The following is a 26,876-nucleotide window of genomic DNA, read 5'->3' as shown; positions in this document are numbered from 1 at the left end:
CCACCCTCACACCTTCACCTTCGGCGCACTCCCCGGCCCCAGATCCGGCGTCGATCCTTCCGAAGGTGCCGGCTCGGGTGCAATAATCCCCGATGGCATGCGGGAGCGCAACTCGTCGTCCTGATCGGTCATCACCGGTTTCAGCCTTGCGGTAATGCTTGCCTGGCGGTTTTCGTTGGTGATCTTCATGCCGACGATATCCGTCACGTAGAACGTATCGATCACCTTTTCGCCAAACGTGGTGATGTGGGCCGACTGGATATCCAGTGACAAGTCCGACAGCACGGCGGTGATTTCCGCAAGGATGCCGACGCGGTCGAGGCATTCCACTTCGATGACCGTAAACTTGTTGGACAGCGTGTTGGAGATCGTGACCGACGGATGCACGGAAAACGTCTTGTTGCGCTTCTTCGACTTGGCGCGCGAGGCGATGACTTCGGGTAAGCGTTTCTTGCCCGAAAGCACATCCTCGATCATGCGGCCAATCGTGCCGGCACGGCGCAGTTCATCGGCATCGTCGGTGAATTCACGGCTGACGAGGATGGTGTCGAGGGCGCGGCCATCGGTGGTGGTAAAGATCTGGGCGTCGGCGATATTGGCGCCGGCTGCGGCGCATGCACCGGCGATGATGGAGAGCAGGCGCGGATGGTCGGGCGCCAGAACGGTGATCTCGGTGATGGCGCGAAAACTGTCGGTGCGTACCATGGTGGCCAGCACCTTGCCGGCCTTGTCTGTATCGCGGATGAAGGCCGCATGACGGATCTGGTCGTTCAGTGGCACGGACAACAGGTAGGGCTGGTAATGCAGCTTGCCGTAGGTCTTGCGGTCCTTGGCGGTCCAGCCCTCATCCAGCGCCTGCACCAGCGCTTCTTCGGCGGCGATGGTGCGCTGCTTGCGGGAACTGTCCGAAAAACCGCCGGATAGCAGCAGTTCGGTCTCGTAATAAAGCGTGCGCAAAAGCTGGCCCTTCCAGCCGTTCCACACACCCGGCCCGACGGCGCGGATATCGCAGACGGTGAGGATGAGCAGCGCCTTGAGGCGCTCCATCGACTGCACGTGTTCGGCAAAATCGCTGATCGTCTTGCGGTCGTTGAGATCACGGGTCTGAGCGGTCATCGACATCAGCAGATGCTGGTCGATCAGCCAGACGACCAGTTCCGTCTGTTTCGGGTTGAGGCCGAAACGCGGGCAGAGCTTTCGCGCCACGCGGGCACCGGCGATGGAGTGATCCTCCTGGCGGCCCTTGGCGATATCGTGCAGCAGCACGGCCACGTAAAGCGCGGTGCGGTCCTCGATGGTCGGCATCAGCTTGTTGATCAGCGGATGTTCATCGCCGAACTTGCCTTTGTCGATATCCGACAGGGCCTCGACGGCGCGGATCAGGTGCTCGTCCACCGTATAATGGTGGTACATGCTGAACTGCATCAGCGCGACGATCTTGCCGAATTCGGGAATGAAGCGGCCGAGCACACCGGCCTCGTTCATGCGCCGCAATGTCATGGCCGGCGTGCGCGGCGAGGTGAGGATGGAGAGGAAAAGGCGGTTGGCCTCCTCGTTCTCACGCAGGTCATTGTCGATCAGCCGCAGGCCGCGATTGACCTGCTTTAGCGCATCCGGGTGATATTCCAGCCCGGCCAGATCCGCAACATGGAAAAAGCGGATGAGGCTTATCGGATCACGGCGAAATACATCGGGATCGGCAAGCGCGATACGGCCGCGATCCTCCACGAATTCGCTGCTGCCGGGAATTTTGCGGGTGCGATAGCGGAAACGGGAAATGACGCCGGTGAGGCCGGGGGCAGGTTTGGCCTGTTCCTCTTCCAGAGCGGCACACAGAATGCGGGTGAGATCGCCGACATCCTTGGTGACGAGAAAATAATGCTTCATGAAGCGCTCGACGGCCGAAAGGCCCGGACGCGCATTATATCCGATGGCGGCCGCGACTTCGCGCTGGATATCGAAGGACAGGCGTTCTTCGGCTTTGCCGGTCAAAAAATGCATGTGGCAGCGCACCGCCCAGAGAAAATCCTCGGCCTTTTCGAACAGGCGCAGCTCTGTGCGTGACAAGACACCACGTTTGACGAGAGCCGCTGCATCGCGCACGCCATAATGATATTTGGCAATCCAGAACAGCGTCTGGATATCGCGAAGCCCGCCCTTGCCTTCCTTGACGTTCGGTTCGACCAGATACCGCGTATCACCGGCCTTCTGGTGACGCATGTCGCGCTCTGCCAGTTTGGCGGCGATAAAATCCGGGCCGGAATTGTGGATGATCTCGCGATCGAAACGGTTATCGAGCTCTTCCGCCAGAGACTGTTTGCCGCAGATGAAGCGGGTTTCCAGAATTGCGGTGCGGATGGTCATGTCCTCGCGCGACAGGCGGATACATTCTTCCACCGTGCGGGTGGCATGACCAACCTTGAAGCCGAGATCCCACAGAACATAGAGCAGGAATTCCACCGATTTGCGCATGGCATCGGTGCTGGAGGCCGGCAGCAGGAAGAGAAGATCGATATCCGAGCCCGGCGCCAGCGTGCCGCGTCCATAACCGCCGACGGCGGTGATTGCCGTGGAGCCGGCCGCCTGCGGGTAAACATGCGCATCAACGAGATCATGAATGGCGACGATCAACTGGTCCTGCAGCCAGGAAATCCGCTCCGCGCACAGAATGCCGCCACCCTTGTTGGCCTCCAGCAGTTCGCGCGCCTTGTTGCGGCCGTCATTGTTGATGGTGCGCAAAAGCGGCAGAAGCGCTGCGCGCATATCGGCGGACTTGCCGGCATGGGTGGTGGCAATTGCTGCGATATCGGCCTTCAGCTTGGCGACGTCGAGCAGTTCTGGATAATCGGTATCGGGTCTGGCCATGTCTTCCTACCGGTGCCCAGGCCGCCACTCGTCCAATCGACTGGGCTTCGACCTGTGTCACACACCTTCTTGCGCATCATTATGCTTGCTGGATGTTTCCAACTTGTTGCTTTGCGGCAACAAGATCAACCCCGTTACCAGACACGGCAGCCGTGCTTCTGTCGCGTGCCTTCCACTGGCGCGGATTTTTGCCGGTGACGCGGCGAAACTCCCGATTGAAGTTGGATTTTGTCGAAAAGCCGACGTCGAACAGGATCGTGGTTGCAGATTTTTGTGTTTCATCCAGCAGCCGGCATGCCTCCGCCACACGGCGGTTGTTGACGAATTGCGAAACATTGACCCCGGTGGAACGGTTGATGGCGGCAGATACATCGCGGGCCGGCAGGCCGGCCTTGCGGGCAAGCCGCGCCAGGCTGAGATTTTCGTCGGCATAGAGCGTTTCAAGCGCGGCCGACACGCGGGTGATGATCGCATCGTCCTCCGGTGATGCAGCAGGTGCTGCCGCCCCTTGCATTTTCGGTGAAGTTTCCGGCAATTGCGGCCAGAGGTAATAGGCAATGACCGCAACGATCGCGGCAAGGTTCATCACCGAAACGGCAAACGGCACTTCGGCATTGCCGTAAAATTCCGCATAGATGGCAAGTGCGCCGTCGCTCAGCGCGAAAAACAGCATGAGGGCGGCGGTGAGTTTTGCCGCACGCAGAGCCGGACGCATGCGTTGCAAGGCGGCTTCGGCCATCACTTCATCACCGCCCGCGCGCGTGATGCGCCAGAGCGCGATGCTGTAGCCGATGAAGGTGAGGAACAGCAGCAGATCGACGAACTGCCGGGCAAAGGCGACGGCCAAGGCCAGACCAAGCGGTGGCAGGACATGCAGCCACGGGCTTTTGACAGGCATGGCGGTCAAACTGCGAAAGGCGAGATAGGCGAGCGGCGGCATGGCCGAGGCAGTGACCGGCAGAAGCGGCATGAGGCTTTCGACGCCATAACCGAAGCGCAGGCCTATGCCGATGCCCTGCGCCGCATAGAGCGCCAGAAAGACATTGAAGATTTTTCGCGTGCCCGGCAGCGCGACGCCTTTGAGACTGAGGTGCAGCGTGAGAACGAAAACAAGGCCGGCGAAAAACGGCAGCGGAATGGTGAGCAAGGTGGCGCCCCGATGATGACAGCGGATGTCGGTCAGATGGGATGGGTTATATCATTGGCGGCGGGGTGGTGCATCCGGGAATGCATGTTGCCATCCTTGAAGAAAGCGCAAATGTGCCGTGTAAAGGCATACAGATCCCCATCGGCATAGCGGATCAATCATCACCCGCCGGGCGGCTGGTCAATCGTCCACATACCCGGAAAAGCGACCTCGGTTTGCCGACACTGAAGGGAGGCATTCTGGAACCTGACAGTCGACGAGCCAGGCACCATGATTGAAGATAATGCAATTCCACATTATTCTTTCCTTCACCTCGGAGGTCAGTTCATGACGACATTGACGGTTACGGCGCGCGGCCAGATCACCATCAGGAAAGATGTCCTCAAACATCTCGGCATCCAGCCGGGTGGCAAGATAAGGATCGATCTTTTGCCGGATGGGCGGGCGGAACTGACCGCTGATACGGGCAACGGCTCCTGGCGGGACCTTAGCGGCATACTGAAGGGCAAGACAAACGGCGCAAAACTTTCCATCGACGAGATCAATGACGCCATTGCCGAGGCTGGTGCGGCAGCCGGCGAGGCAGGCATCAAAAACAAATGAAAATCAGCCTCGACACCAACGTGCTTTTGCGGCTGATCGTGGGCGATGACGAGGCGCAGCAGCAGATTGCGGTGAAGGCGCTGGAAGAGGCCGAACTGGTTGCCATCAGCGTTCATGCACTCTGCGAATTCGTCTGGGTGTTGGACCGAAGTTATCGTGTTGGAAAAGCCGATATTGCAACTGCCGTCCGCGGTATCCTCGATATGCGCAACGTGGCCACCAACCGGCCAGTCATCGAAGCCGGTCTGGCTGTGCTCGATGCAGGCGGGGACTTTGCCGATGGCGTTATCGCATTCGACGGCCAGTGGCTCGGTGCCGATACATTCGTGTCGTTCGACAGAAAAGCGACAAAGCTGATCGAACAACAGGGCATGGCGGCCCTGTTGCTATAACCCTCGCCAAACAGCTTGCCCTGATACAGCCCGGTCGAAACCGGGCTCTCGCCTCATCAGATCGGGTTGACCACACCCGAAACCAGCAGGCCCAGCAGCACCACGCCGATGACCAGACGGTACCAGACGAACGGCATGTAACTCTTGGTCGAGACCAGTTTCAGGAACCAGACGATGACGGCGTAACCGACCACGAAGGCGATCACGGTCGCTAGTGCCGTCGGGCCGGCAGCGACGGCGGTTTCCTCGCCCATCGTCTTGATGAGCTGGTAGAAACCGGAGCCGAACACGGCGGGGACGGCGAGAAGGAAGGAATAACGGGCGGCGGCTTCCCGCGTGTAGCCCATCAGCAGGCCAGCGGTGATGGTGCCGCCGGAGCGGGAAACGCCGGGGATGAGCGCCATGGCCTGCGCGAAACCGAAAATGATGCCGTCGCGCCAGATCAGCTGTTTCAGCGCATACTTTTTCTTGCCGATCTTGTCCGCCCAGCCAAGGATGAGGCCGAAAACGATCAGCATGATGGCGGTGATATAGAGGTTGCGCAGTCCGTGTTCGATATAATCCTTGAAGGCGAGGCCGAGCACGATGATGGGTAGCGAGCCGATGATGATCAGCCAGCCCATGCGGGCGGCGTCCTTGTCATAATCGCCCAGACGAAACACCTGCCGCAGCCAGGCGGTGGCGATCGCCATGATGTCCTTCCAGAAATAGACGAGAACCGCGGCTTCCGTCCCGAGCTGGGTGATGGCCGTGAACGCCGCGCCGGGATCCGTGCCCGAGGGCAGGAATTCGCCAAGAATGCGCAGGTGCGCACTGGAGGACACCGGCAGGAATTCGGTCAATCCCTGAACAAGTCCAAGGATGGCGGCATCGGTCCAACTCACGCTCATGGCAACTCCGAGGTTTTGGTTTTCGCGGAAGGAAATAGGCGGATTTTCGGTTACTCAAGTCCTGCGGGATGCCATTTTCAAGCGCCCGTGCCTGTCTCGAATGCTCGCTTTGGGGACCGGCAATGTGACGATTGTATGGTTTCCTGACGCTTTCGTGAACGGTAAAAATCTTCGTCGCGGGAAGAGGCGGGTACGGCATTGTTGCAACGCACAATAATCACCCCTTCCGACATTGGCCAGCACAAACGAAACAGACTCGGATTTCGCCAATATGACAATGGCACAAAGGGCTAACCTCTTATTAGGGTTTTATTGACCATAATTGCCCGATCCGCGGCGCTCGCACGAGTGTCAGATGTCCCGCGTAATCTGGGTTTGCAGTTCTTATGGTGGCGTTCGAGTTTCCGCACGGCGTATCGGTCGTAAATTCCTTTTGCCGGAATGTGGTGGCCGGGATGTGCCGTTTCGCGGCGCGTCCCGCGAAGGGTGTGGCGGCAGGTTTGCTGGCCCTGCCCCTGCTGGTTGGCACCACAAGTTTTGCCGCCGCCGAGAACCGATCTCTGAAACTCTATTTCACCCATACGGGCGAACGCGCCGAAATCACCTACAAGCGCAATGGTCGTTTCGACCCGAAAGGTCTCAACCAGATCAACCGCATCCTGCGCGACTGGCGCCGCAACGAACCGACCAAGATGGATCCCCGCCTGCTGGATCTCGTCTGGGAGGTCTATGACCGCGTCGGTGCAAGGGACTATATCCACGTCGTTTCCGCTTATCGTTCGCCGGCCACCAACGGCATGCTGCGTGGGCGCTCGCGCTCCACGGGCGTTGCCAAGAAAAGCCAGCACATGCTGGGCAAGGCGATGGATTTTTTCATTCCGGGGGTCAAGATTTCGACGCTGCGCGCCACCGCCATGCAGATGCAGGTGGGCGGCGTCGGGTATTACCCGACCTCCGGTTCGCCCTTCGTGCATCTCGATGTCGGCAGCGTGCGCGCATGGCCGCGCATGTCTCAAACCGAGCTGGCGAGAATTTTTCCGAACGGCAAGACCTTGCATCTGCCCACCAACGGCAAACCGCTGCCGGGCTATCAGCAGGCCCTGGCCGACTACAAGCGCCGCATCGGCGCGCGCTCGATCGAGATTGCCGCCACCGCCGAGCATGACGACGATGCGGCACCGGTGATTGCGCGCGGCCGTGCCCGCAGCGCCGATGACAGCGGCCTTGTGACGGCGATGCTGCCAACGCCCAAGAGCCGGGCGCAGGCAGCGCTCGACATGCAGGGAAAATTCGGCGGCAGCCCGAAGGAAAAGGCCGAGATTGTTGCGAAGCGCGAGGAAAAGCAGGTTGAACTGCTAACCGCTGCCATTCCGGTGCCCTCGCCGCGGCCGAAGACCGTCGAAACCACCGACCTGCCGCCGGACAATATCGTCGTGGCCTCGATCGGACCAATCCCGGCGCAGCGGCCGACCTTGCCCGCACCCGTATCAAAACCGTTCGGTGATCCGGCCATTCTACAGGACCTCGCAAAAATCCGCGTGCTGAAAGATGCTGCACCGGCAAGCGGGACGGCATCGGCCGAGCCTGTCGCGATCCAGTCGCTGACCCACTGGGCGCTGCTGTCACCGGGCCAGCGCGTGACCATGAAACCGCCGCTTCTGGTGAAACGTTCGCTGGAGACGGAGCCGGGCGCGGCCACGGAAAGCATGGCGCAGAAGCCGATGGCGCATGGCGGCGCGTTCGATTTCGGACGGTTCAGTTTTGAGGATGAGGGGTAAGCGGAGCGCGCTTTCTCAGGCGATCCAGCTTGATGGATCGCGCATCCCATGCACGATGGTACGACCTCGACACCGTATTTCGTCGGCTCGTAGATCGCGACGTAGCGTCCTTCGACCAGCATACGCGCCACATCGCCAATGTCTGGCCGAGCCACGCCGATTTCCGGATGGGAGGCAGCACGTTTGAATTTTGCGACAAGATGGCTCAGAAAACGATCGGCCGCCACTTCGTTATGAACTGCAATGTCATGCCAGATGTCACGCAGCTGTTTTCTTGCATGCGGTGACAGCCTGTATCTAGCCATTGCGAGAGCGCCGCTCGGCCTTCAACTCCTGCAAAAACAGTTCGGGGTCGAACTCCTCCGCCTCCCCACTCGCTTTGCCCAATGCATATTCACGGCGTAGGAATTCGAGTTCCAGAGCATCAGCTTTGGCCTCCTGCTCCACCAGCCGCAGCCCCTCACCCAAAACTTCGCTGGCATTCTGGTAACGGCCGGATTTCACCAGACGATCAATAACTTCGGCGTGATGGTCAGTCAAAACGACATTGCAGGTGGGCATGGCTGGACCTCGCGGCTGTTGTGCGAGGGCCATCATACCATAATGGCATAAACTGCCAATGCATCCCTACTTCTCCGCAAGCTGCTTGCGCAGCGCGTAAAGCGCATCCATCGCCTCGCGCGGGGTCATGTCATCCGGGTTGAGAGCCTTCAGCGCTTCCTCGACCTTGGACGGGCCGCGGCGCGTTTCTTCCTTGCGCACCGCCACCTGGAACAGCGGCAGATCATCGATCAACTGGCTGGCCGGGTTCTTGCGGTCACTGTCTTCCAGTTTGGTCAGCACATCACGCGCGCGTGCCACCACCGCATCCGGCAGGCCGGCCAAACGGGCGACCTGAATGCCGTAAGACCGGTCGGCGGCGCCAGGGCCGACTTCGTGCAGGAAGATGACCTCGCCGTCCCATTCCTTCACCTTCATGGTGGCGTTGGAGAGGCGGCCCAATTTTTCCGACAGGACGGTCAACTCGTGGAAATGGGTGGCGAACAAGCCGCGGCAACGATTGGCTTCGTGAAGGTGTTCGACAGCGGCCCAGGCGATCGACAGACCGTCGAAGGTCGCCGTGCCGCGGCCGATCTCGTCGAGGATGACCAGCGAGCGGTCGGTCGCCTGATTGAGGATGGCGGCGGTTTCGACCATTTCCACCATGAAGGTGGAGCGGCCACGCGCCAGATCGTCGGACGCTCCGACGCGCGAGAACAGGCGGTCGACAACACCGATATGGGCAGCAGTTGCCGGCACGAAGGAGCCCATCTGGGCCAGAATGGAAATCAGCGCGTTCTGGCGCAGAAACGTCGATTTACCGCCCATGTTGGGACCGGTGAGCAGCCAGAGTGCACCGAATTCGCCACCATCCCGTGGCGACAGATCACATTCGTTGGCGATGAACGCACCGGCCGACTGGCGGCGCAGCGCCTGTTCGACCACCGGGTGACGGCCGCCTTCGATTGCAAACATGCGGCTGTCATCGACGATCGGGCGACGATAACCCCACTCTTCCGCCAGCATGGCAAGGCCTGCGGCGACATCGATGATGCCAAGAGCACGCGCACCGGCCTTGATGGCTTCGGCGGCGGCAGTGACCGCGTTGGTCATGTGAGTGAAGGCTTCGAGCTCGATGACCAGTGCCTGCCCGGCGGCATTGGCGATGCGGCTTTCGAGATCGGCCAGTTCCGTCGTGGTGAAACGCATGGCATTGGCCATGGTCTGGCGATGGATGAAGCGGGCCTTGGCTTCCGGCGTATCGGTCATCGGCCCGGCATTGCCGGCGGTGACTTCGATGAAATAACCAAGCACATTGTTATGCTTGATTTTCAGCGACTTGATGCCGGTCTCGTCGGCATATTGCAGCTGCAGCCCGGCAATGACGCGACGTGACTGGTCGCGAAGCGCCCGGACTTCGTCGAGCTCGGCATAGGCGCCATCGGCAACAAAGCCGCCATCGCGCTTCAACAGTGGCAGTTCTTCCGCCAGCAGGCCGGAGAGCAGGTTTTCGACATCATCCGGTAGGGCGGCGAGTGCGGCCATCGCCTCTTCCAGCTCCGGCGGCAGCATGACCTTCGAGAGGTTCTGGCCGACGGTGCGGGCGGCCTGCAGGCCGATGAGGATGGCACCGAGATCGCGCGGACCACCACGGTCGAGCGCCAGACGCGACAGCGCGCGCGGCATGTCGGGCACGTGTTTGAGGCCTGTGCGCAGATCGCCGCAGAGCGATGGTTCCTCGATCAGGAAAGAGATGGAATCGAGGCGGTTGTTGATGACAGCCGGATCAGTGAGCGGCGACATCAGCCGCTCGGCAAGCAGACGGCCGCCACCGCCGGTGACCGTGCGGTCGATGGCTTTCAACAGTGAGCCATCGCGGCTGCCGGAAAGCGTTTTCGTCAGTTCAAGATTTCCGCGCGTGGCGGGATCGATAAACAGGGTGGAGTTGCCGCTTTCACGCTCCGGTCGGCCAAGCGGCGGACGTTCGGCAATCTGGGTTTTTTCGACATAAGCCACTGCTGCTGCGGCTGACGTCAATTCGGCACGCGAAAACGTACCAAAGCCGTCGAGGGTTTCGACGCCGAAATAGCGGGTGATACGGCTTTCTGCCATGGCGCTGTCGAACAGCACGGCCGGCTGGGGCACAGCGACGCGGCCGAGAACGTCGAAGACGGGTTTCAGTTCCGGATCGTGAAAAATGGCATCGGCAAGAATGAGTTCGCGCGGTTCGATGCGCAGGATATCGGCGAGAAGACGTGTCTGTTCTGTTTCGGCAACGCGGAAAACGCCCGTCGAAATATCGATCCAGGCGATCGCCATCTGCTCTTCGCTATTGCCGCGAATACGGGCGAGCGTCATCAGGTAATTGGATTCGGAGGCGACGAGGAGTTTTTCTTCGGTCAGCGTGCCGGGCGTGACGAGGCGCACGACATCGCGTTTCACCACCGATTTCGAGCCGCGTTTCTTGGCTTCGGCGGGATCCTCGATCTGTTCGCAGACGGCAACGCGATAGCCCAGCGAAATCAGCTTCTGCAGGTAATCGTCTGCCGCATGGACGGGCACACCGCACATGGGGATGTCGTAGCCCATATGCTGGCCGCGCTTGGTGAGCGTGATGCCCAGCGCCCTCGAGGCTTCGGCGGCATCGTCGAAGAACAGCTCGTAAAAATCGCCCATGCGATAGAACAGCAGCGAGCCGGGGTTGTTGGCCTTGATCTCGATGAATTGTTCCATCATCGGGGTGGCCGAAGCGCGGCTTTCCTCGGTGATCAGGCGGGCAGTGTCGAGCGTGTCGGTCGGCAGGCGTTGCAAATCGATGGTCCGTTTTGTGTTGCGTCCGGGAAAAGGCGACCTTATCGATGATGGCCCCGGAAAGACAACAATGGCGGAGGCGATCCGGCCTTTGCCCACATGATACTGACAGAGACACAGGGAACGGAAACACAATGGCAGCAGACAAGAAGGCGCCCGGCGCCAAAACCCGCACATCGGTGACCGATCGCGAGGCGCTCGACTTCCACGCCAACGGCCGCCCCGGCAAGCTGGAAATCACCCCCACCAAGCCGATGGCGACGCAGCGCGACCTGTCTCTGGCCTATTCTCCCGGCGTTGCCGTGCCGGTGAAGGCGATCGCCGCCGACCCTGCCACCGCCTACGATTACACGACGCGCGGCAACATGGTGGCCGTGATTTCCAACGGCACCGCCATTCTGGGCCTCGGAAATCTTGGCGCACTGGCATCCAAGCCTGTCATGGAAGGCAAGTCGGTTCTCTTCAAGCGTTTTGCCGATGTCGACAGCATCGACCTTGAAGTCGATACGGAAAATGTCGACGAGTTCATCAACTGCGTGCGCTACCTCGGCCCCTCCTTCGGCGGCATCAATCTCGAGGATATCAAGGCACCGGAATGTTTCATCATCGAAAGCCGCCTGCGCGAGCTGATGGATATCCCGGTTTTCCACGACGACCAGCATGGCACGGCAATCATTGCCGCCGCGGGCCTGATCAACGCGCTGGAATTGACCGGCCGTGACGTGAAGACCACCAAACTGGTCTGCAACGGCGCGGGTGCAGCCGCGATCGCCTGTATCGAACTCATCAAGGCGATGGGTTTTGCGCCCGAAAACATCATTTTGTGCGACACCAAGGGCGTGATCTATCAGGGCCGCACCGAGGGCATGAACCAGTGGAAATCGGCTCACGCGGTAAAAACTGACCGCCGCACGCTGGTGGAAGCCATGAAGGGCGCCGATGTCGTGTTCGGCCTGTCGCAGCAGGGCGCATTCACCGAAGAGATGATCCGCTCGATGGCGGACAAGCCGATCATTTTTGCGATGGCCAACCCGGACCCGGAAATCACCCCGGAAGAAGTGGCGCGCATTCGTGATGACGCGATCATGGCGACCGGCCGCTCGGACTATCCGAACCAGGTCAACAACGTGCTGGGCTTCCCCTACATTTTCCGCGGAGCGCTGGATGTGCGTGCCAGCCAGATCAACGATGCGATGAAGATTGCTGCCGCACAAGCGCTGGCAGACCTTGCCCGCGAAGATGTACCGGACGACGTGGCCGCCGCCTATCAGGGCGTTCGCCCACGCTTTGGGCCGCAGTACATTATCCCCGTGCCGTTCGATCCTCGGTTGATCTCGGCCATTCCGGTTGCCGTTGCCAAGGCTGCAATGGACAGCGGCGTCGCCCGTCGCGACATCACCGATCTCGCCGCCTATGCTCGCCAGCTTTCGGCACGTATCGACCCGATCGCCGCCAACACGCAGGACATCTATGAGCGCGTGCGGCAATATCCCAAGCGGGTGGTGTTTGCCGAGGCCGAGGAAGAACAGGTCATGCGTGCAGCCGTCGCCTATATGGCGCAGGGGCTGGGCACCGCCATCCTGCTGGGTCGCGACGACGTGATCCGTGCAACGGCGGAAAAGGCCGGGATCGAGCTCGACCGCCCCGGTATCGAGATCGTCAATGCGCGTATTTCCAACCGCGTCGAGGTCTATATCGATTACCTCTACGAGCGCCTGCAGCGCGAAGGTTATCTGCTGCGCGATGTGCAGCGTCTGATCCACAACGACCGCAACCACTTTGCCGCCTGCATGGTGGCGCTGGGTGATGCCGACGCGATGGTGACGGGCACAACGCGAAACTACGCGACAGCGCTTTCCGACGTGCGCCGTTGCATCGATGCCAAGCCGGGCCACAAGGTGATCGGCGTATCGATGATCCTGGCACGCGGACGCACCGTTTTTGTGGCCGACACCGCCGTGCACGACATGCCGACAGCCGATGATCTGGCAGAGATCGCCATTGAAGCGGCGCGTCTGGCCAAGCGCATGGGGCATGAGCCGCGCGTGGCGATGCTGGCCTATTCCACCTTCGGCCAGCCGATCGGCGAGCGCTCCGAGCGGGTCCGCGAAGCGGTCAAGATCCTCGACGGCCAGCGGGTCGATTTCGAATATGACGGAGAGATGGGGGCCGATGTGGCGCTCAATCTGGAGCGCATGCAGCAGCAATACCCGTTCTGCCGTCTTTCCGGAACGGCCAACGTGCTGGTCATGCCAGCCATCCATTCGGCGGCGATTTCCACACGCATGCTGCAGGAACTCGGCGGTTCTACGGTGATCGGCCCGTTGCTGGTCGGTCTCGACAAGTCGGTGCAGATCGCACCGATGGGGGCAAAGGATAGCGACATCGTCAACACGGCGGCGATCGCCGCCTATAACGCCGGCATGTGACGCGATAGCCCAAGCTTGAATGGCAACCGCGAGTGGATTACCTTAAAAGAACAAGGTCCACTCGCGGAATGTCGCTCATGAAGACCGTCAGTATTCAGGAAGCTCGGGAAGATCTGGCGCGGCTTTTGGAAGAGGCCGCGAAGGGACAGCCGTTTGTCGTTACCCGGGAGGGGAAACCTTCGCTGAAGGTGACGGTGGAGGTGATCGATGAGATCCTGCTGCAAGACAAGCCGGTCGATACAGCGCACGCAGACTAATTAGGAGATTGCTTATCATGGCAAGTTTCACACTCGCCGAGCTGGGCCATAAGTCAAATGAGGTGGCCGAAGCCACCTTTTACGGACCCGTGGAGATCACTGCGCAGGGCAGGCGCAAATTCGTGCTGATGACAGTCGAGCAATTTGACCACATGCGGAGAGGCGGCGACCAAAAAGCCCACCACGTCGATGATATCGAACCGCGTGAACGTGAGGAGTTGATCACGGCGCTGGAAAGCATGGGGGTGAAAGGCAACTTATAGAATGAGCAGGTTCGCCCATGGCGATGTCATTCTCTATTCGTACCTCTGGGCTCGCGAATATGACCGCGGCGAGGAAAGCGGTCGCAAAGCCCGTCCAACCTGCGTCATGCTGATCGTGATCAGCCAGGATGGTCGCAAAAAATCGCTGTTGTTTCCAATCACCAGTCAACCGCCACGATTGAACCGATGGGCGATTGAAATTCCACCCGCCGAGGCACGCACCGCAAACCTGCGCATGCCGGCCTGGGTGATTGTGGACGAGTTCAACACCGATGATCTCGTCGCATCTTTCGCAGTCGAGAAACAATCGCCACTTGGCCACTTCAGCAAAATGTTCATGTCGAAGATTGCCGTTACAGCCGCACAGGCAATGCGGGCAGCGTCCGCCCGCAATATTCCCCGCGACCCTGTGACGGGATAACGCGGGGAGCCTTGGTGGCTAACCGGCACAAGCTATCAGCTCGCGAACCGCCCAGCATCGGCGCCGAAATGGTTGATGTAGCGGCCGGAGATTACGGCGATGGGAAGCACGATCAACACGTCCGTGGTGTTGAAGGCCTGATCGACCACGGCGCCGTCACCGATCATCGCACCGAGGCGCAGGTAACCCTTCACCAGCGGCGGCATGGCCGACAAAGCCTGACGCGGGTTGATTTCTTCGGCCGGGACCATGTTCATGTTCTTGTAGAGTTCGGGCAACGCCGACACCATCCACTCGTCCTTCACCTGCGAATTGTGGTGCAGGAAAGAGAGCGCCAGCGCATGGTCCTGCGGATCGACGCCGGGGAAGGAGGCGCAACCGAACATGGCATCCATGCCGTGTTTCAGCGCATAAGCCCAGTTGCCGAGCCAGAGGAGTTCGACAGTACGTTTGGTGCGGTAGTCGGGCAGCACGCAGGAGCGGCCAAGCTCCATGAACTGTTTTCCGGGATGACGAGCGAGAAGCGGTGCGAGATCGAACTCGCTGGAGGAATAAAAGCCGCCATGCGCCATCGCCACTTCCTGCCGCAGCAGGCGGTAGGTGCCGACGATCTGGTCTTCGATATCACCTTCGATGGCGTGGTCGATGACGAGAAGGTGGTCGCAGATATCATCGAATGCATCGAAATCGCGCTCGCGACGCATCGCTTCCGCCGGCAGCTGCGCACCCATTTCCTGAACGAAAACACGAAAACGGACAGCCTGCGCAGCGTCGATCTCACGGGAAGATCTGGCAAGGCGGGTTTCGAGAGTGCCTATCCGGCCGAATACGTCCGTGCCCGCAAGTTGCGGCGGGACAACCTGGTTAGTTTCGATGGTGACGCCCCGAGTAAGCAGTTCGACAGTCATGATCTTTCGCCCGTAATAGCGCTTCACTGACTGTCATAAATCATTTCCATGCGACATTGCCGTGACAGTGTTTGCCACAACGGCTGACGGCGTCAAGATGCCTGTCGCATGGCTGCCGTTCCGAATTGACGCACCACTTCATTGAGCCTGTCGGGCGAGACGGGCTTTTCCATGACCTGTACGGCACCGGCTGAAAGCATCTGCACATGCTGACTCAGGCGCCCTTCGCCCGTCAAAATTATGACAGGCAGACTTTCGCCACGCCCGTTTGCCGAGGCCGTGATTGCGGCAAGCGCATGGGCGATTTCGCCGCCCGGCATATGCATGTCGGAGATGACGAGGTCGGGCGGATTGTCCCCACAGGCAGCCGCCAGCAGAGAGGGAAAATCGGCAACGCGCGTGACGGTATGGCCGGACCGTTTGAGGATCGTCGCATAAAGCATGGCGCTGACGGCATCGTCTTCCGCCAGCACGATGGACAGGCCGGACTTCGACGCTGGCGATGGTTCGGCCACTTGCTGCGTGGCGGCGGGCAGCTCTGGAACGGCCGGAACCAACGGTTCACGGTTGCCGAGACGGCCGCGCAGCACATCGATCAGGGTGCGCTCACGAAGCGGGCGGATGAGCCAGGCGTCATACAATTCCTGCGGCTGACTGCCACGATCTTCCGGGTTGACCAGCAGGATACGGCGCAGGCCATCGTGAACGAGCCCACCTGCCGGGCCGCCGGCAAGGCGGTGATCGACGATGACATCGGTGAAGCGATCCGCCCCCCTGCCCGCAGTTTCAATCAGTTTCTCGGCTTGCGCATTGCTGCCTGCCTGCACGCAAGTGCCACCAAGCGTTTCGATCATTCCGACAATGGCGGAAGACGACGGACCTTCCGGGGCCAGCAGCAATACACGCGACGGACGCAGCGCCTCGGCGCGGCCGGATGGCAATGCACGAATTCCCTCGATGGCGGCTGCTGCAGTCTCGGTCGGCGCCAGTGGCAGACGGATGGTGAAGGTGGAGCCGACGCCCTTCTCACTCTCGACAGACAATGAACCGCCGAATTCCTGTACGAGAAGGTGTGAAATCGCCATGCCGAGGCCGGTGCCGCCGCTGCGGGCTTCGGCACTGCCTGCCTGTTCGAACTCGCCAAAAATACGGGCCTGTTCTTCCGCCGTCATGCCGGGTCCGGTGTCGGACACCGCAATCACGACGTTATCGGTTTCCGGCCAGGCGCGGATGAGCACGCCGCCGGTCTGGGTGAATTTCACCGCATTGCCGATGACATTGAACAGGACCTGACGCAGGCGCGCCGGATCGAAATCATGCAGGTCCGGCAGTTCGGACATGACCGCGGCGCCGATCTCGACGTTTTTTGCGTGGGCACGCGGGGCCAGCATTTCCACGACGCTTTCGATCAGTTGGCGCAGGTTTTCCGCACGCGTGTTGAGCTTGAAGCGACCGGCTTCCATGGTGGAATAATCGAGAAGGTCATCGACCAACTGCGCAAGCGCCTGCCCTGCCTGGCCGATGCCGCCGATATAGTTCTGTTGTTCCGGCGACAGATGCGTGCGGCCGAGAAGCTGGCCCATTCCGAGAATGCCGTTGAGCGGCGTGCGCAACTCGTGCACGACGGTGGCAAGCTGGCGGGATTTGGTGAGGTTGAGCGCCTCTGCCTTCAGGCGGGCGGCTTCCTGCTCCTCGCGTGCCAGCCGTTCCTCGGTGACATCGCGGGCGAAACCGTGGAGGAGAATTTTGCCATCAGCATCGGCGACGGGAACGTCACGCCACCAGAAGATGCGCAGTTCGGCCGCCCCGGTGATTTCGAGATCGCGACCGGAAATTGTCGGCTCGGCGAGATCGATCGGCTGGCTGGATTCAGCACGTGCGCGAAAACCGAGACCTTCGAGCGTGCGGCCTTCCGGGGCAAGGCAGCCGGTCAGCTTGCGGAAAACACCATTGGCGCTGACGATACGCCCATCCGCCGTGCGGGTAACGGCGACTTCGCCAAGGGCATCGGCCAGATTGGCGGGATCGACCGCGCCACCGGCCGACATCGGCGGCGTTTCGCGATGGCTGCCGAGGCGGGTGAAGAAGTTCAGCCAAGCAGGGCTTGGCGATGGTTGCGGAGACGCCTGTTTTGGAAAAGCAATCGGAGCAGAAGCATCGTCACGGCCGCGATCCGCCTCGGACGGTACCGGGGCACCGAAGGCAGCGATCAGTCGATTTTGCATGTCGGCTATCTTGCGCATGTTTCAAAACTAACATGCGCTTCCTTCCGAATGCTTTCGGGCAAAGGTTAACGTTTTAGATTTTTGGCTCTTCGGTCTTTTTGCGCATCGAGCCCAGAATTTCGTCTAGAATGACGCAGCCCGCACCGATGGTGATAAAGCTGTCGGCGAGATTGAAGACGGCAAACGACCAGGTCGACGTGTAAAACAGGATGTAATCGATCACGTGGCCATACAGGAAACGGTCGAACAGGTTGCCAAGCGCGCCGGCAATGATGAAAGCGAAACCGGCATGGGCAAAGGTGCGGTCTGCCGGCGTGCGGCGCCACAGCCAGATGACGAAGGCGCAGATGGCAAGCCGCATGGTGACGATGAACCAGCCATCCATGTGATCCAGCATGGAGAAGGCAACGCCGGTATTATAGGTGCGATACAGCGCCAGCATGGGCACGACATGCACCGCCTCTTCCAGCGGCAGATAATGATCGACAGCGATCTTGATGATCTGGTCGAGGATCAGGGCGATGACGATAAAAATCGCGATCGGCAGCGGCTGCGAAAGGAGCGCCGGTCGTGCAGTCGGGCCGTGGCTGGCGGGTTCGGTCGTCATGCCGGTCCTTTTCAGATTTTCAGGAGATGGCGGCGGGCTTCGAACAGCATGACCGCCGTTGCCACCGCGAGATTGAGACTGTCTGCGAGGCCCTGCTGCGGAATGCGCACCAGACGCGTGGCTGCCTTGGCGAGGTTTTCCGGCAGGCCGGATTGCTCGTTGCCCATCAGGATCGTGACCGGCTTTTTCGAGTAATCGACCGTGCGGTAATCGACGGCACCGGCAAGATGCGTGGCGACCAGCTCCGAACCGGCATGTTTCTGCCAGGACAGGAATTCGTCGACCGAGGTGCGGATCAAAGGCGTCGCAAAGATCGAGCCCATGGTGGCGCGCACGGTTTCCAGCGAAAACGGATCGGTACATTCGCCGACCAGAATGACGCCCGAAGCACCGGCGGCATCGGCAGTGCGGATGATCGTGCCGAGATTACCGGGATCCCGCACACGGTCGAGCGCGACAAAGGTCTGGCCGTTTTCCGGGCGGATGTCCGACAGGCGGGTCCAGCGGCTTTCGAAAATGCCGACAACCATTTGCGGATTGTCGCGACGGGTGATCGACGACAGCACCTTTTCGCTGACTTCCAGCACAAGGCCGCCATTGGCGACCGTCTTTGTCGCCACCTGTTCGACCAGTGGCTTGCCCTTGGCGGCCTTGGCATAAACCAACGTGCGGATTTTCCAACCGAGTTCCAGCGCATCGATGACCAGCTTCAGGCCTTCGGCCATGAACGTGCCGGTCTCTTCGCGGGTCTTCTTGTCGGACAGCGCCTTGATGTCCTTGACGATCGGATTGGCGAGGCTGGTGACTTCCTTCACCTGGCCGACGCGGCGCGGGCCTTCCCGCCTGAAATCGGAACGATATTCTTCGGTCATTTCGGCACCCAGCGGGAAAAGAGGGAAGTGGAGAGCGCGCGCTCGTGACCCTTGCCGTCAAGACCGGCCTCGCGGATGACGAGTTCGCCAGATTCGACGACGCCGCCTGCGCCACGCATGGTTTCGCGCATCAGTTCATGGATGGAATAGAAGCTGGCGCGGATAGAATAGGCGGTCAACACAAGCCCGACAGCCTTGGGCGACAAAAGCTCGCGGCAGATATCAAGCATGTTCGGCAGGTGCTCGAACAGATGCCAGACTTCGCCATTCGGCCCGCGCCCGAACTTCGGCGGGTCGGTAAGGATGATGTCGTATTTGCTGCCGCGGCGTTCCTCGCGCTGGATGAACTTCATGGCATCCTCGCAGATCCAGCGGATCGGCGCCTTGTCGAGACGGGCCAACGACTGGTTTTCGCGCGCCCAGCCGATCGCCTTTTTCGAGGCATCGACATGGGTGACCTCGGCGCCGGCACCGGCAGCCACCAGCGAGGCGACGCCGGTATAACCAAACAGGTTCAGCACTTTCAACGGACGATCGGCCTTTTCCTGTTGTTCCTTGACCCAGGCCCAATGGACGATCTGTTCCGGGAACACGCCGACATGGCGGAAGGAAGTGAAACGGCCGAGAAAATCGATGCCGAGCAGCGACAGTGGCCAGGTTTCGCCCAGCGCCTCTTTTGGAAAACGCCAGCGACCCATGCCATCCTCATCCGTATCGCCGGTAAAGACCGCATCGGCGTTTTCCCAGACATGGTCGGGCAGAGCCGGCTTCCACAAAGCCTGCGCTTCCGGGCGAACGATACGGTAAGGGCCGTATTGCTCGAGCTTCAACCCGTTGCCGGTATCGATCAGGTGGAAATCGCCGGCACCGGTGGATTCGAGGATGACCGGGATGCGTTCGGGCGGACGCTCTCCCTTGCGCTCGATCATCGGCCGCTGTTCAGCTGCCGCTGCCTGTCGCGCTTCTGCTTCACGCAGATTGCCGAATTGCGCATGCTCGCTGCGGACGGCGCGCGGCTTTGCTTCAACGCGCTGTTCCGGCGGGCGGGCGGGCTTTTGAGGTTTTGCAGCGACCTTGGGCGATGCGTGACGCTCGCTGCGGGCAGCAGCGGGTTTTCCGCCGGCCTTGCCAGTCGGCTTTGCCGGTTTGCCGGCGGGGCGCGATCCCGGTCGCCGTTCCTTGTTCTTCATGGTCATTTTCCCGAGCACGATCAGGCCGATCCGGTCGGGCCTTCCTTTATCTGGCGTGCAAATAGCATTGCTGCGCCCCTTGGCAAAGGGCTTTCCCTTTCGCAGATAGATGACAAAAGACAGGATAAGCGGCATGACCGCGGAAAAGAAGGAGCAGGCCCATGGATGTGACCGGCGAGGAACGCATTGCAGCGCCGCGCGACAAAGTCTGGGCCGGCCTCAATGATGCAGACATATTGAAGCGCTGCATCCCGCACTGCCAGAGCCTGGAATGGCAATCGGACAGCGAACTGGCGGCTGTCATCCGCATCAAGCTCGGGCCTTTTTCCAGCAATTTTTCCGGCACGATCACGCTGTCGAACGTCAATGCGCCTGCCAGCTACCGCCTTTCGGCAGCCGGCAAGGGCGGCATTCTGGGTTTCGCGCAAGGGGCGGCCGACGTGGAACTGGTTGAAGACGGCGGGCAAACCATTCTGCGCTACAGGGCCGCGGCCGAACTCGGCGGGCGGCTGGCGCAGATGGGCACCAAGCTGATCGGCGCTGCGACGCAAAGGCTGGCGGCGCGGTTCTTTTCGGATTTCAATGATGCGGTGAGTGAAGAACGGACGGAAGCCTGAAGCGAACAGGCAAATTCCGCGAGGTTACTTGATCCGCAGCTGCTTCGCCTCGACCGGCGAGATCGACGGTTTGCCGTTCTGCTGCCATTTCAGCGCTTCGCGCGCTTCCGTGCGGGCCTGTTTGCGATAACGGCCCTGGTTCCACCAGGTAACCGTCGAGCCGACCGCCATGCCGAAAATCACCGAGAGGAACAGCACGGCAAAGAGCGGAGCAGAAACCGACAGCACGCTGTCCTGCGGTTGGAACGGGTTGAGCGCAAGCGTGACGCTCTGGCGATTGGCAACGCAGAGCACGATCAGCAGGATGCCGAGCGGTACAAAAATCACGAGATTGGCGATTTTCCTGACCTTTGTCATGGTCCCTCTCATAATTCCTGCAATTGTCGAACTGCGGTATGGGCCGGCGACCGTGATACCGGCCACCTCCATCACCTAGTTCTTGAAATCCGCTTTTCAAGCGAGGCGATGCACTGCCAACGGCTCAGTCGGCATCTTCTTCATCGGCAAGATCGGGGTTCAGCCGCTCGCGCAGCTCCTTGCCGGTCTTGAAGAAGGGCACCCATTTTTCCTCGACGAACACGGTTTCACCGGTGCGCGGGTTGCGGCCAGAGCGCGACGGGCGGTTTTTCACCGAGAACGCGCCAAAACCGCGCAGCTCCACGCGGTTGCCACCGGCAAGCGCGTCGGTGATCTCGTCGAGAACGGCGTTGACGATATTTTCCACGTCACGGTGATAAAGATGCGGGTTGCGGGCCGCGACGATCTGCACCAGTTCCGACTTGATCACGATCTTCCCCCAGAAATCATTGAATTATCTGTCACTACCAACCTGCCAAACGGAAACAAGACCGTCAAGGAACAACTTATCGCCGCCCCACTGCCGCATCGCTTCCGGTGAAAGACCGGTTTCGATGCCCATCAGCCGGGCGAAGTAGACGACGGCTGTCGGCAGCGAGAAAAACGAGCTATCGTCCTTCTTCTTCCAATCCAGCACCGGCAGGCTTTTTGCAACACCCTTGGTATCGAGCCAGTCACGGATTTCCTTCTCGCCGCCGAGCTGATCGACCAGCTTAAGCTTCAGCGCCTGACGGCCGGTGAAGATCGAGCCATCGGCAAGCTTCAAGGTTTCCTCACGCGACAGGCCGCGACGTTCTGCCACAAGATCGACGAACCAGTCATAGCTGTCCGTGATCATCGAGCGGATCATCGCCTTGGCCTCTTCGCTGGCCGGATGGAATGGCGAAGGTTCGGCCTTAAGCGGTGACGACTTGATTTCCTGCAGCGAGACGCCGAGCTTCTTCATCAGCTCATCGACCTGCGGATACTGGAAGATGACGCCGATCGAGCCGGTGATCGAGCTTTCGCCGGCGATGATCATGTCACCGGCAGAGGCGATCATGTAGCCGGCGGAAGCAGCAAGCGTGCGCACATCGGAGACGACCGGCTTCTTTTCTGAGATGGCGCGGATGGCCTTGAAGATGCGCTCGCCGCCATAAGTGGTGCCGCCCGGCGAGGAGATCGAGACGATCACGGCCTTGACCTGATCGTTGTTGGCGATCCTGTCGAGCCTTTCGAGCAGCTCGGTATTGTCAGTGATCATGCCGGAGATTTCGACACGCGCCACATGCGGGCGCACTGTGCCCTGCTGATCGCCGGCTGCAAAACGATAAAGGGAAAAGCCGATGGCAACGACCAGAACAAAGGCGGCGATGCGCCAGAAGGTCAGCTTGCGGCGCAGACGCCTGCGGTCGGCATAGGCCATTTGATCCATGATGGTCTTTATTCCTCGTCAATCTCTATCGGTCCTAGAACCTTTCACGGAAAAAAGGAACCGGGCCGGTAAAAATCAAGGGAAGCGGTGTTGTAACAGCCGAAAAAAGCCGGGCAACCGCAGGTGCTTGGCAGATCAGACGATTGCGGGTACACGTATTTGTGTCGTCCATTATTGTTTGTTGATGATTAATCGCCATATTCAAGGCTCAGGACGCAGGCTGCCAAGCGCCGCGGCCATTCACATTAGACAATGCGGACGCATAACCGACTGCCTGGAGATACCCACTGCAGACCCTCGCTCAATCCGGCCCCACTGATGATGCAGCGCTTCGACAGACCAGAGCCTACAAGCTGGCGCTGACGCATTCGTCGCGTGTGAAGAAGCTGAAGGTGCTACTGCCGGTCGCCGCACTGATCATTTCAATGCTTTTTATCGGCGTGTCGTTCATCCGCACGTTTCTGCCGGAAAACCTGACGATCCAGAGCGCCAAGATCGAGGACGGCAAGATCGTCATGGAAAGCCCGGCGATTGCAGGGCGCAACGACGATGGCGTCAGCTATTCGATGACGGCGTCGCGGGCGCTGCAGGATCTTGCCGATCCCAACATGATCTCGCTGGAAAACGTCAAGGCGGCGATGCCGATGAGCAAGGACGTGATCGCTCGCGTCGTGGCCACCAGCGGTCTGTTCGATCGCGCCACCGACCGCATGAAGCTGACCGCGCCGTTCGACGTCAACCTCAGCAATGGCCTGACGGCAAAGTTCCAGTCGGCCAATATGGATGTGAAGGCGGGAACACTCGAGACAGCCGACACAATAACAATCTCCACTCCGGAAGCGTCTATTGTTGCAGACTCGATGAAGATAACGGATAAGGGAAAAACCATTACCTTCACAGGCGGGGTCCGGGTCGATCTCGAAGCCGCCTCGCTCAACAACCAAGATAAATAGAGCCCGGCCATGACCCTTCGCCGTTTCCTGACCTCGATGACCGTCCCGGCTGCGCTGGCTGCCTGTTGCATGGCCAGCTCCGCGCTGGCGCAATCGTCCACCCGCATGGAGGGCATGACGCTTTCCAACGACAAGCCGATCCAGATCGAAAGCGACCAGCTGGAAATTCAGGACACCGAAAAGAAGGCTTATTTCACCGGGAATGTGCGCGTTGTGCAGGGTACGACGACGATGCGCGCCGGCAAGATGACCGTGCTTTATCTGGGTGAAGGCTCTTCCGTGACCTCGGGCAACACCCAGATCGACAAGATTTTTCTGAACGACACCGTTCACCTGACCTCTGGCGAGCAGAATGCCACCGCCGATCAGGGCATATTCACCATGGCCTCGCAGACATTCGAGTTGACCGGCAAGCAGGTCGTTCTGTCCGACGGGCCGAATGTTTTCCGCGGCTGCAAGCTGACCGTGCTGATGAAGACGGGCGAGGCCAAACTGACGCCATGCAGCGGCACGCGCGTTCAGATCCTGCTCGACCCGAAATCGAAGCCACAGCAGTAATCGCGCCCAGTGAAGAAAATTTTCGCCAAACAGCCGAAGCCAGGCCAGCCGGAACCTTTCGACCCGCGTGACAAAGCGCGTTACGAAGGCACGCTCATCGCACATGGCCTGACCAAGACCTATGACTCGCGACGCGTCGTCAATGGCGTGTCGCTGGTCGTGCGCCGCGGCGAGGCTGTCGGACTGCTGGGACCGAACGGTGCCGGCAAGACCACCTGTTTCTACATGATCACCGGCCTGGTCGGCGTCGATCTCGGCATGATCGCCATCAACGGCAATGACGTGACGCGGATGCCGATGTACCGCCGCGCACGCCTTGGCGTCGGCTACCTGCCACAGGAAGCGTCGATCTTTCGTGGACTGACGGTGGAGGAAAACATCCTTGCCGTTCTGGAAGTCCACCAGAAGGACAAGAAGCTGCGTGCCCGCAAGCTCGATGAGCTGCTGGAAGAATTCCACATCGAGCGGCTGCGCAAGTCACCGGCCGTGGCGCTTTCGGGTGGTGAACGTCGCCGCCTGGAAATTGCGCGCGCTCTCGCCACCGACCCGGCCTTCATGCTGCTTGACGAACCGTTTGCCGGCGTCGATCCAATTTCGGTATCGGACATCCAGAATCTCGTGCGCCACTTGACGGCACGCGGCATCGGCGTTCTGATTACGGACCATAACGTGCGTGAGACGCTGGGCCTCATTGACCGCGCCTATATCATCCATGCCGGCGAGGTTCTGACCCACGGTCGCGCAGACGACATCGTCAACAATGCCGATGTGCGCCGCCTTTATCTGGGCGACAAGTTCAGCCTCTGACGAACAAACGTCATGAAAATGGCGCCGACGGCATGTCGGCGCTTGACCAAACCAATTTAAAAAGCAATTTTTGGGCCAAGTGAGATTTCCCGCGCTTCCACGCGGGAAAAAACCCACGACTGGGAGATCGTCAGGGGAGTTTCGCGTCCATCATGGCCCTAGCCGCCAGCCTTTTTCTGCGACAGAGCCAGTCGCTCGTCATGACGCCACAGCTGATGCAGTCGATCCAACTGCTTCAGATGACGCATTTCGAGTTGAACCAGTTCATCGCGCAGGAGGTGGAAAAGAACCCGCTGCTCGATTTTTCACCAAACGATGCCCACGGTTCAGGCAACAATGCCGGCCTCGAAGCTTCCGGCGACGAGCGGGACGCCCCCTCCTCCGATGAAGTCCGCGGCGATGGCGACAGCCAGCCCGACTGGTATGACGCCGACCGCGACGATGGCGGCAAACATCTTTCCGAACAGCTGGACGTCAATTTCGAAAACGTCTTTCCCGACGACATGCCGCAGGCCCGCCCCGATGCGCCGGAGTTGATGGGCCAGTGGAAGTCCATGCCCGGCGGCGACAGCGGCGAAGCCTATAATCTCGAGGAATTTGTTGCCGGACACCTGAGCCTGCGCGATCACGTCAACCAGCAGGTTCCGCTGCTGGTCTCTTCGCTGGCAGAACGGCTCATTGCCCAGCACCTTGTCGACCAGCTGGATGATGCCGGTTATCTGCAGGCAGATACGGACGAGATAGCCACGCGCCTGGGTACGGGACGCGCCGAGGTGGAAGCGGTTCTGCAGCGGCTGCAGACGCTCGATCCGCCCGGTATTTTTGCGCGATCCCTAGCGGAATGCCTGGGCATTCAGCTGAAACAGAAAGATCGCTTCGACCCGGCCATGCGGACGCTGATCGAACATCTGGAGCTTCTGGCAAAGCGCGATTTCGCGACACTTCGCAAGCTGTGCGGCGTCGACGACGAGGATCTTGTCGACATGCTGGCGGAAATTCGCCAGCTCAACCCAAAGCCCGGCAGCGGCTTCGAAACCGGCATTTCCGAGGCGATCGTGCCCGATGTGGTGGTGCGATCGGGCGCCGATGGCGGCTGGGCGATCGAGCTCAATCCGGACACGTTGCCGAAAGTGCTGGTCAACCAGACCTATTTCCAGACTGTCTCGAAGACGGTGGCGAAAAAGAGCGAGGATCAGGCATTCCTGTCGGAATGCATGCAGAATGCCAGCTGGCTGACCCGCAGCCTCGATCAGCGCGCCCGTACGATCATGAAGGTTGCCACCGAGATCGTCCGCCAGCAGGACGCTTTTCTCGTGCACGGCGTCAGTCATCTGCGACCGCTGAACCTGAAAACCGTGGCCGACGCCATCAAGATGCACGAATCGACCGTGAGCCGCGTCACCTCCAACAAATACATGCTGACGCCGCGCGGCCTGTTTGAGCTCAAATATTTCTTCACCGTATCAATCGGTTCGGCCGAGGGTGGAGACAATCATTCGGCGGAAGCCGTCCGCCATCGGATTCGCCAAATGATCGCGCAGGAATTGCCCGAGTCGGTGCTCTCGGATGACGACATTGTTATCAGCCTGAAGAAGGGTGGCGTGGATCTGGCTCGCCGCACGGTTGCAAAATATCGCGAAGCGATGAACATCCCCTCCTCGGTGCAGAGGCGCCGTGAAAAGCGCGCAATGGCAAAGATTTCCGCCGCCGGCTGAGGCCTTTTCGGACCCCACAAAAGCCCGAGTTACCCACAGGCACAGGACGTTGCGCAATATGCTAATTTTCGTTGCCGTTGACTTTCCGGACCTCTGCGTCTAGAAGCCCGCCGCATCGGCTTGGAGATATGCGCCGCACCCTTGATCCCTCAAACATGACCTGACAACGCAATTTGCCTCATCACCGCGTGAAGAGCTTGGATGCATCCGCGGCTTGGCGTAAACTGGTTCGTGCAAGTCACGACAAGAAGGAAACA

25 protein-coding genes and 1 pseudogene are annotated in these 26,876 nt (G+C 60.2%); 12 read left to right on the top strand and 14 right to left on the bottom strand.

Features of this window, described 5'->3' with window-relative positions; all coding sequences use genetic code 11:
- Nucleotides 1-6: 6 nt before the first annotated feature.
- Together AAIH70_RS18240 and AAIH70_RS18235 are read right to left on the bottom strand one after the other, a co-directional pair.
- Nucleotides 7-2,865 (bottom strand): [protein-PII] uridylyltransferase, encoded by a 2,859-nt coding sequence (locus tag AAIH70_RS18240; RefSeq protein WP_132276482.1) that lies wholly within the window; start codon nucleotides 2,863-2,865, stop codon nucleotides 7-9.
- Between the two features lie 79 nt (nucleotides 2,866-2,944).
- Entirely contained in the window at nucleotides 2,945-4,012 is a 1,068-nt protein-coding gene (locus AAIH70_RS18235; protein WP_132276480.1) for a helix-turn-helix domain-containing protein, read from the bottom strand.
- A gap of 327 nt (nucleotides 4,013-4,339) precedes the next feature.
- Between AAIH70_RS18235 and AAIH70_RS18230 the strand changes: the two genes are divergently transcribed.
- Both AAIH70_RS18230 and AAIH70_RS18225 read left to right on the top strand, forming a co-directional pair.
- Nucleotides 4,340-4,615, top strand: a complete 276-nt coding sequence (locus AAIH70_RS18230; protein ID WP_132276478.1) for an AbrB/MazE/SpoVT family DNA-binding domain-containing protein — start codon at nucleotides 4,340-4,342, stop codon at nucleotides 4,613-4,615.
- Nucleotides 4,612-5,007: a type II toxin-antitoxin system VapC family toxin gene (locus AAIH70_RS18225; RefSeq protein ID WP_132276476.1), complete on the top strand. Its 396-nt coding sequence runs from the start codon at nucleotides 4,612-4,614 to the stop codon at nucleotides 5,005-5,007. The genes AAIH70_RS18230 and AAIH70_RS18225 overlap by 4 nt, the downstream gene beginning before the upstream one ends.
- A gap of 56 nt (nucleotides 5,008-5,063) precedes the next feature.
- Here AAIH70_RS18225 and AAIH70_RS18220 read toward each other — a convergent pair whose 3' ends face one another.
- Nucleotides 5,064-5,897 (bottom strand): undecaprenyl-diphosphate phosphatase, encoded by an 834-nt coding sequence (locus AAIH70_RS18220; RefSeq protein ID WP_132276474.1) that lies wholly within the window; start codon nucleotides 5,895-5,897, stop codon nucleotides 5,064-5,066.
- A gap of 455 nt (nucleotides 5,898-6,352) precedes the next feature.
- Between AAIH70_RS18220 and AAIH70_RS18215 the strand changes: the two genes are divergently transcribed.
- Nucleotides 6,353-7,675, top strand: coding sequence for a DUF882 domain-containing protein (locus AAIH70_RS18215; protein WP_430035061.1), 1,323 nt, complete (start codon nucleotides 6,353-6,355; stop codon nucleotides 7,673-7,675).
- Between the two features lie 140 nt (nucleotides 7,676-7,815).
- On the opposite strand, the pseudogene AAIH70_RS18210 reads toward AAIH70_RS18215, so the two are convergent.
- The 3 genes and pseudogenes from AAIH70_RS18210 to mutS form a co-directional block, all read right to left on the bottom strand.
- Nucleotides 7,816-7,980: pseudogene (locus AAIH70_RS18210) on the bottom strand (type II toxin-antitoxin system RelE/ParE family toxin); the annotation flags it as partial.
- Nucleotides 7,973-8,236: a type II toxin-antitoxin system ParD family antitoxin gene (locus tag AAIH70_RS18205; protein WP_132276470.1), complete on the bottom strand. Its 264-nt coding sequence runs from the start codon at nucleotides 8,234-8,236 to the stop codon at nucleotides 7,973-7,975. The pseudogene AAIH70_RS18210 and the gene AAIH70_RS18205, both read right to left, overlap by 8 nt.
- Before the next feature lie 66 nt (nucleotides 8,237-8,302).
- On the bottom strand, nucleotides 8,303-10,951 hold the full coding sequence (mutS, locus tag AAIH70_RS18200; RefSeq protein ID WP_132276845.1) for a DNA mismatch repair protein MutS: 2,649 nt from the start codon (nucleotides 10,949-10,951) through the stop codon (nucleotides 8,303-8,305).
- 209 nt (nucleotides 10,952-11,160) lie between these two features.
- Here mutS and AAIH70_RS18195 point away from each other — a divergent pair, with 209 nt between their 5' ends.
- The 4 genes from AAIH70_RS18195 to AAIH70_RS18180 all read left to right on the top strand — a co-directional run bounded on the left by AAIH70_RS18195 (nucleotide 11,161) and on the right by AAIH70_RS18180 (nucleotide 14,396).
- Nucleotides 11,161-13,455, top strand: a complete 2,295-nt coding sequence (locus tag AAIH70_RS18195) for an NADP-dependent malic enzyme (RefSeq protein WP_132276468.1) — start codon at nucleotides 11,161-11,163, stop codon at nucleotides 13,453-13,455.
- 77 nt (nucleotides 13,456-13,532) lie between these two features.
- The gene (locus AAIH70_RS18190) at nucleotides 13,533-13,712 is read left to right on the top strand and encodes a type II toxin-antitoxin system Phd/YefM family antitoxin (RefSeq protein ID WP_165932062.1); all 180 of its coding nucleotides are present in this window, start codon (nucleotides 13,533-13,535) and stop codon (nucleotides 13,710-13,712) included.
- 17 nt (nucleotides 13,713-13,729) lie between these two features.
- On the top strand, nucleotides 13,730-13,975 hold the full coding sequence (locus tag AAIH70_RS18185) for a type II toxin-antitoxin system prevent-host-death family antitoxin (RefSeq protein WP_132276464.1): 246 nt from the start codon (nucleotides 13,730-13,732) through the stop codon (nucleotides 13,973-13,975).
- Between the two features lies 1 nt (nucleotide 13,976).
- Complete coding sequence (locus tag AAIH70_RS18180; RefSeq protein WP_132276462.1) at nucleotides 13,977-14,396, top strand: hypothetical protein; 420 nt, start codon at nucleotides 13,977-13,979, stop codon at nucleotides 14,394-14,396.
- A gap of 35 nt (nucleotides 14,397-14,431) precedes the next feature.
- Here AAIH70_RS18180 and AAIH70_RS18175 read toward each other — a convergent pair whose 3' ends face one another.
- From AAIH70_RS18175 to AAIH70_RS18155, 5 genes are all read right to left on the bottom strand, one after another.
- Nucleotides 14,432-15,304 carry a GNAT family N-acetyltransferase gene (locus AAIH70_RS18175; protein WP_132276460.1) on the bottom strand — a complete coding sequence of 291 codons (873 nt, stop codon included), beginning with the start codon at nucleotides 15,302-15,304 and terminating at the stop codon, nucleotides 14,432-14,434.
- Between the two features lie 92 nt (nucleotides 15,305-15,396).
- Nucleotides 15,397-17,529, bottom strand: a complete 2,133-nt coding sequence (locus AAIH70_RS18170) for a hybrid sensor histidine kinase/response regulator (RefSeq protein ID WP_165932061.1) — start codon at nucleotides 17,527-17,529, stop codon at nucleotides 15,397-15,399.
- 73 nt (nucleotides 17,530-17,602) lie between these two features.
- Nucleotides 17,603-18,136 (bottom strand): signal peptidase II, encoded by a 534-nt coding sequence (gene lspA, locus AAIH70_RS18165; protein WP_132276456.1) that lies wholly within the window; start codon nucleotides 18,134-18,136, stop codon nucleotides 17,603-17,605.
- Nucleotides 18,137-18,147: 11 nt separating this feature from the next.
- On the bottom strand, nucleotides 18,148-19,008 hold the full coding sequence (locus AAIH70_RS18160) for a TrmH family RNA methyltransferase (RefSeq protein ID WP_132276454.1): 861 nt from the start codon (nucleotides 19,006-19,008) through the stop codon (nucleotides 18,148-18,150).
- On the bottom strand, nucleotides 19,005-20,198 hold the full coding sequence (locus AAIH70_RS18155; protein WP_132276452.1) for a class I SAM-dependent rRNA methyltransferase: 1,194 nt from the start codon (nucleotides 20,196-20,198) through the stop codon (nucleotides 19,005-19,007). The genes AAIH70_RS18160 and AAIH70_RS18155 overlap by 4 nt, the downstream gene beginning before the upstream one ends.
- A gap of 161 nt (nucleotides 20,199-20,359) precedes the next feature.
- Here AAIH70_RS18155 and AAIH70_RS18150 point away from each other — a divergent pair, with 161 nt between their 5' ends.
- On the top strand, nucleotides 20,360-20,815 hold the full coding sequence (locus AAIH70_RS18150; RefSeq protein ID WP_132276450.1) for a CoxG family protein: 456 nt from the start codon (nucleotides 20,360-20,362) through the stop codon (nucleotides 20,813-20,815).
- Nucleotides 20,816-20,839: 24 nt separating this feature from the next.
- On the opposite strand, the gene AAIH70_RS18145 is transcribed toward AAIH70_RS18150, so the two are convergent.
- From AAIH70_RS18145 to sppA, 3 genes are all read right to left on the bottom strand, one after another.
- A complete protein-coding gene (locus AAIH70_RS18145; RefSeq protein WP_132276448.1) occupies nucleotides 20,840-21,172 on the bottom strand; it encodes a LapA family protein in 333 nt (110 codons plus the stop codon).
- Nucleotides 21,173-21,296: 124 nt separating this feature from the next.
- Entirely contained in the window at nucleotides 21,297-21,602 is a 306-nt protein-coding gene (locus AAIH70_RS18140) for an integration host factor subunit beta (RefSeq protein WP_112729732.1), read from the bottom strand.
- A 24-nt stretch (nucleotides 21,603-21,626) separates the two neighbouring features.
- A complete protein-coding gene (gene sppA, locus AAIH70_RS18135) occupies nucleotides 21,627-22,586 on the bottom strand; it encodes a signal peptide peptidase SppA (RefSeq protein ID WP_132276446.1) in 960 nt (319 codons plus the stop codon).
- 377 nt (nucleotides 22,587-22,963) lie between these two features.
- Between sppA and lptC the strand changes: the two genes are divergently transcribed.
- From lptC to rpoN, 4 genes are all read left to right on the top strand, one after another.
- Nucleotides 22,964-23,539 carry an LPS export ABC transporter periplasmic protein LptC gene (gene lptC / locus AAIH70_RS18130; protein ID WP_348639725.1) on the top strand — a complete coding sequence of 192 codons (576 nt, stop codon included), beginning with the start codon at nucleotides 22,964-22,966 and terminating at the stop codon, nucleotides 23,537-23,539.
- 9 nt (nucleotides 23,540-23,548) lie between these two features.
- On the top strand, nucleotides 23,549-24,097 hold the full coding sequence (locus AAIH70_RS18125; RefSeq protein WP_132276444.1) for an LptA/OstA family protein: 549 nt from the start codon (nucleotides 23,549-23,551) through the stop codon (nucleotides 24,095-24,097).
- Between the two features lie 9 nt (nucleotides 24,098-24,106).
- The gene (lptB, locus tag AAIH70_RS18120) at nucleotides 24,107-24,904 is read left to right on the top strand and encodes an LPS export ABC transporter ATP-binding protein (RefSeq protein WP_430035054.1); all 798 of its coding nucleotides are present in this window, start codon (nucleotides 24,107-24,109) and stop codon (nucleotides 24,902-24,904) included.
- Nucleotides 24,905-25,056: 152 nt separating this feature from the next.
- Nucleotides 25,057-26,619 carry an RNA polymerase factor sigma-54 gene (rpoN, locus tag AAIH70_RS18115; protein ID WP_132276442.1) on the top strand — a complete coding sequence of 521 codons (1,563 nt, stop codon included), beginning with the start codon at nucleotides 25,057-25,059 and terminating at the stop codon, nucleotides 26,617-26,619.
- The last annotated feature ends 257 nt before the right edge of the window (nucleotides 26,620-26,876 follow it).

The organism is Neorhizobium sp. BT27B, assembly GCF_050455485.1.
Classification (GTDB): Bacteria; Pseudomonadota; Alphaproteobacteria; order Rhizobiales; family Rhizobiaceae; genus Neorhizobium.
This window is presented reverse-complemented; position numbering and strand designations above follow the sequence as displayed.